The 4,700-nt window shown below is 70.8% G+C and carries 6 protein-coding genes; 3 read left to right on the forward strand and 3 right to left on the reverse strand.

From position 1 onward, the window contains the following. Positions 1-73 precede the first annotated feature (73 nt). Positions 74-919: a sirohydrochlorin chelatase gene (locus TR50_RS13240; RefSeq protein WP_042419885.1), complete on the reverse strand. Its 846-nt coding sequence runs from the start codon at positions 917-919 to the stop codon at positions 74-76. A 385-nt stretch (positions 920-1,304) separates the two neighbouring features. Here TR50_RS13240 and TR50_RS13245 point away from each other — a divergent pair, with 385 nt between their 5' ends. Continuing rightward, a complete protein-coding gene (locus TR50_RS13245) occupies positions 1,305-1,541 on the forward strand; it encodes a DUF397 domain-containing protein (RefSeq protein WP_042382958.1) in 237 nt (78 codons plus the stop codon). A 111-nt stretch (positions 1,542-1,652) separates the two neighbouring features. On the opposite strand, the gene TR50_RS13250 is transcribed toward TR50_RS13245, so the two are convergent. Then, a complete protein-coding gene (locus TR50_RS13250) occupies positions 1,653-2,177 on the reverse strand; it encodes an ATP-binding protein (RefSeq protein WP_042419887.1) in 525 nt (174 codons plus the stop codon). A gap of 344 nt (positions 2,178-2,521) precedes the next feature. Between TR50_RS13250 and TR50_RS13255 the strand changes: the two genes are divergently transcribed. Continuing rightward, complete coding sequence (locus TR50_RS13255) at positions 2,522-3,385, forward strand: Sco1979 family transcriptional regulator (RefSeq protein ID WP_042382960.1); 864 nt, start codon at positions 2,522-2,524, stop codon at positions 3,383-3,385. Positions 3,386-3,388: 3 nt separating this feature from the next. Here TR50_RS13255 and TR50_RS13260 read toward each other — a convergent pair whose 3' ends face one another. Further along, the gene (locus tag TR50_RS13260) at positions 3,389-4,009 is read right to left on the reverse strand and encodes a TetR/AcrR family transcriptional regulator (protein ID WP_236654396.1); all 621 of its coding nucleotides are present in this window, start codon (positions 4,007-4,009) and stop codon (positions 3,389-3,391) included. Positions 4,010-4,154: 145 nt separating this feature from the next. Between TR50_RS13260 and TR50_RS13265 the strand changes: the two genes are divergently transcribed. Continuing rightward, positions 4,155-4,631: an SAM-dependent methyltransferase gene (locus TR50_RS13265; RefSeq protein WP_236654397.1), complete on the forward strand. Its 477-nt coding sequence runs from the start codon at positions 4,155-4,157 to the stop codon at positions 4,629-4,631. Positions 4,632-4,700 lie beyond the last annotated feature (69 nt).

The following is a 4,700-nucleotide window of genomic DNA, read 5'->3' on the forward strand; positions in this document are numbered from 1 at the left end:
CACTCACTGCGAGTGGAGCCCCGCGCCCCTGGGGCGTTCGTGCGTTCGTGCGGTCGTCCGGGCCGACGGGCCCTTACAGGCCCTCGGCGTCGATGCCGAGCGCGCGCAGGTAGAGGCCGAGGGCGAGGCGGGCGACGGTGGCGTACGCGCCGATCGGCTCCGCCGCCGCGCAGTCGATCGCCTCGGCGACGCCCTTGAGGGCCTCGGAGGAGACCTCGGGGCCGAGGAGGTAGGGGGCCAGCGCGGGCTGGGTGCAGCCGGTCTCGCGGAGGTGGGTGACCGCCGCCGCGACGGACTCCGCGGAGTCGAGGGAGGCCGCGACGACCGGGACGGCCAGGCGCGCGGCGAGCAGCACCGCGGTGACCTCGGCCAGCTCCAGCGCCTCGGGGCCGCCCGTGCCGGCGAGGACGATGCCGTCGGCGGAGGTGTTGATGGCGAACAGGCGCGCGCGGTCCGCGCGCGCGAGGCCGGCCTCGCTGAGCCGCACGTGGACGGCCTCGGCGAGCAGCGGGTGCGGGCCGAGGGTGTCCGTCGGCTTGACGCTCTCGAACGGCGCCAGCAGGGCGTCCAGCTCCGTGGACGGGCCGGGGGAGAGGGGGACGACGACCGGAGGCGCACCGGCCTCCACGGCGGCCGTCAGCGCGTCGGCGAGGCCGACGCAGGTGTAGGGGCCGTCCTCCTCGCCCGCTGTCAGGTACGCGGGGGAGACCTCGATGCCGGGCTGCTCGAGGCGGATCAGCGTGGCGATCTCCTCGGCCAGCTGCCGGGCCTCGGTGGAGGGCTGTGCGGGGACCGCAAGCAGCAGCGCGGGCGCGCCCTCGGGCAGCTCAGGGCGCTCGGGGCGGCGGTGGCGTCCCTTGGCGGGGGCGCTGGGCGTACGGACGGGCAGCGGCGTGCTGGGAGTCGCGGCAGTGCTCATGGGGGACGATCGTAGGTCATCCGTTCGCCTGAAGGGAGGCGGGTGGCCTTATACAGGCCGTTTGAACCGTACGGGCGTGAGCAGCGTCACATAGATGGAAGCAGCACATGATTACTGACTGTGCGTCACGGGGGAGTTCCATGCTGTCGATCATGGGCGCTGTTTTTGGCGCGCCGGAGTGCACCGGTAGCCGAGAGCGACAACGGTCCGCCCGGATTTGCCCGTTTCGGGCGGTCAACTCCTTGCGCTGTAAAGGAATCTGTCACCTCATGTAAACGCATGTGCACACGCATAAGCACCTGCACGTGCACGTGCACTGGCGATATCATCACCGGCAGTGAGACCGCTGCATGGTGCACCGCTCGCACGATCCGGGGAGATACCTATGCGTCGCATCCACAACGGCATCGCCGCCACGGAACTTGAGGGAGTGGTCTGGCAGAAGGCTCGGATGAGCAACTCGCAGGGCAACTGCGTCGAGATGGCGCGGCTGGCCGACGGGGACGTCGCGGTGCGCAACTCCCGCTTCCCCGACGGTCCGGCGCTGATCTACACCAAGGCGGAGATCGTGGCCCTGCTCCACGGGGTCAAGGCCGGGGAGTTCGACCACCTGGCCGAGTGAGCCGCGCTGGTGCACCTGTGCGGAAGGCCCGGGAGCTCGCTCCTGGGCCTTCTCGTGTCCGCTATCTCGTCATGTCGTCTCGCCGCCGTCGCTGCCGGTCCGCCGGCGCCGTCAGGCGCGGGTGCGGAGTTCGAAGACCGCCCAGACGACCTTGCCCACCGCGATCGGGTGCCAGCCCCATGACTGGCTGAAGGACTCGACCAGATGAAGTCCGCGCCCGGACTCCGCTATCCAGTCGGCCTCGCGCGGGACGGGGCCGCGCTCGCTGGGGTCGCTCACCGCGCAGACCACCTGAGGCTCGTTGCGGACCAGGCTCAACCGGATCAGCGGCGCCGGGAGTTCGGCGACGGCGACGTCGGCCACGGCGTCCATCCGGTCGCCGATCGGGCTCGTCGCGCCGCGCCGCGGCCAGGAGCCGCGCTGCTCGGGGACCACCGTGGGCAGGCCGTAACGCAGTGCGTTCGTCACCAACTCGCTTGCCACCAGGGCGACGTCGTCGAAGAGCTCGCCGAGCTCCCAGCGGTTGAGCGTCAGCCGGGTGAACTCGCGTGCCGTGCGGACCGATTCGTGACGCGGTGCCAGTGCACAGCTCACGATCGACTCACGGTCCGCTGCCACCGCCGGGCTCAGGCCCATGAAGAGCTCCTCCCATGCGGGCGCGGCCCCGTTCCCTGTGGGCGTGCGGGGCGGAATCTCGGCGTTCTCGGCGGATTGCCTCGGGGCGTGCAGGTGCACGTGCACCATGGTCCTCTTCGCATACGTCAGATGCAAGAGTGGATTCACGTGCATTCGCATTGCTTGCAGATGCACGTGCAGATTCCCGTGCAGAGTGTCATCATGTGATTGCACAGCGCGATGGACATGGCATGTCCTCGCGCCAATCTTGACCGACGTGTGAACAACCGGGCACGATGCGCGCCCGGACAGTGCCGGACAGTGGCAGACTGGCCCCTGTAGCCAGCGGGTGGAGGTTCGACGGAATGACCACGGTTCAGCCGGGGGGCGGTTCGATGGTCCGCCGCATCCTCCTCGGCTCCCAGCTTCGCCGCCTTCGAGAGGCGAAGGGCATCTCCCGAGAGGACGCCGGCTACACGATCAGGGCTTCCGAGTCGAAGATCAGCCGCATGGAGTTGGGGCGCGTCAGCTTCAAGGAGCGGGACGTCGTGGATCTGCTCAGTCTGTACGGAGTCGACGAGTCCGAACGCGGTCAACTCCTCACGCTGGTACGCGAGGCGAACCAGAACGGGTGGTGGCACAGCTTCAGCGACGCCATGCCCAACTGGTTCCAGACCTACGTCGGCCTGGAGGAGTCCGCCGCCCTGATCCGCACCTACGAGGTGCAGTTCATCCCCGGCCTGCTCCAGACCGCCGACTACGCGCGCTCCATCATGGGCCTGAACCGCCCTCACATGGCCAGCGAGGAGATCGAGCACCGCGTCGACCTCCGGATGCGCCGCCAGCGCATGATCACCGAGGGCACCGGGCCGCGTCTGTGGGCCGTGATCGACGAGGCCGCGCTGCGCCGTCCCATCGGCGGCCGTGACGTGATGCGGGCCCAGGTCCAGCACCTGATCGAGGTCTCCGAACTCCCCAACATCGTGCTCCAGGTGATGCCGTTCCGGTTCGGCGGCCACGCGGCCGAGACGGGCGCCTTCTCGATCCTGCGCTTCCCCGAGCAGGACCTGCCCGACGTCGTCTACCTGGAGCAGTTGACCAGTGCGCTGTACCTCGACAAGCGCGACGACGTCGACGCCTACATCCAGGTGATGGAGCGGCTCAGCGTCGACAGCCTCACCCCCGAGCAGACGGTCGACCTGCTGTCGGGTCTGCTCAAGGAGGCGTGAGGCTCAGCCCTCGCGGTGGCCGTCGGGGTGGCCCTCGCGGTGCGGGGCGCGGGGGCCCAGGGCGGTGTCCAGGCCGTAGCGGGCGAAGAGGTCCGCCCGGATCAGCTCCGCAGGCGCCTCCGCGCCCGGCAGCAGCATGCCGATGCACGCGCCCATCAGCGCGCTGCGCAGCACCGGGTGGTCGGCCGCCGGATCGGCGGAGCCGCGCCGCCGCAGCACCTCCTGCAGCAGCCGGCCGAGCTCCTGCTGCTCCTCGTCCTGCACGAAGACCCCGTCCAGCGGCGCGAGGATCAGCGCCAGATGCGTGCGCATCAGGGTCGGCTGGTCCACGGCCAGACCGGTGACCGCGTCGATCGCCGTGGCCAGCCACACGTCCGGATCCTCGGAGCGGTGCGGGTGGGCGGGATCGTCCAGCGGGCGCAGCGCGGCGGCCAGGGTCAGGTGCATGTGCCGGTGCATCGCCGTCTGGAGCAGGAACCGCTTGCCCGGGAAGTAGTACGACACCAGGCCGCGTGCCACGCCGGCGCGCTCCGCGATGTCACTCAGGGTCACCTGGGTGAAGCCGCGCCGGTCCACCAGCTCCACGGCCGCCTGCATGATGCGCTCGCGGGATCGGGCCCGCATGACTTCGTTGACTGCCGCCCGCCGTGGTGACATGGTGCTCCCGCGCTCATTGGCCTGGCGTCAATATACGCGCGGATCTCAGGCGGTCAGCGGGCACGGGGGGCCTGCGGATCCGGTACCCGCGGCCCCCGTTCGGAGCATGTCCATGAGCAGCGATCAGATCGTCCCGCTGACCCCGATCGGCCACGTCGTCGGCGGCCGCGGCGAGGTCCGCGACGACCACTGGGGCGCGGTGGAGGCGGTGATCCGCCTGGACGCCGCCCAGTACGGCCCCGAGGCCGTGGCCGGCCTCGGCGACTTCTCCCACCTGGAGGTCGTCTTCCAGTTCCACCTCGTCCCGGAGTCGAAGATCGAGACCGGCGCGCGGCATCCGCGCGGTCGCGAGGACTGGCCGCTCGTCGGCATCTTCGCCCAGCGCGGCAAGAACCGCCCGAACCGCCTCGGCGTCTCGCGCTGCGAACTGGTCAAGGTCGACGGCCTCGACCTCCACGTCCGCGGCCTCGACGCGGTGGACGGCACGCCGGTGCTCGACCTCAAGCCGTGGATGGCGGAGTTCGGACCGCGCGGCGGGCTCCGTCAGCCCGCGTGGGCGACGGAGCTGATGGGGGAGTACTACCGGTAGGCCCGTGCCGGCGGGCGCAGCCCGAGGACGCGCCGACGCCGCCGGCCCCGATCGGCGGGGACCTGGCGG

The sequence above is a fragment of the Streptacidiphilus anmyonensis genome, assembly GCF_000787855.1.
GTDB lineage: Bacteria > Actinomycetota > Actinomycetes > Streptomycetales > Streptomycetaceae > Streptacidiphilus > Streptacidiphilus anmyonensis.

Excerpts from the sequence above, each read along its gene's own strand:
- TR50_RS13240 (WP_042419885.1), bottom strand. The coding sequence starts at position 919 with ATGAGCACTGCCGCGACTCCCAGCACGCCGCTGCCCGTCCGTACGCCC.
- TR50_RS13245 (WP_042382958.1), top strand. The coding sequence starts at position 1,305 with ATGCGTCGCATCCACAACGGCATCGCCGCCACGGAACTTGAGGGAGTG.
- TR50_RS13250 (WP_042419887.1), bottom strand. The coding sequence starts at position 2,177 with ATGGGCCTGAGCCCGGCGGTGGCAGCGGACCGTGAGTCGATCGTGAGC.
- TR50_RS13255 (WP_042382960.1), top strand. The coding sequence starts at position 2,522 with ATGACCACGGTTCAGCCGGGGGGCGGTTCGATGGTCCGCCGCATCCTC.
- TR50_RS13260 (WP_236654396.1), bottom strand. The coding sequence starts at position 4,009 with ATGCGGGCCCGATCCCGCGAGCGCATCATGCAGGCGGCCGTGGAGCTG.
- TR50_RS13265 (WP_236654397.1), top strand. The coding sequence starts at position 4,155 with ATGAGCAGCGATCAGATCGTCCCGCTGACCCCGATCGGCCACGTCGTC.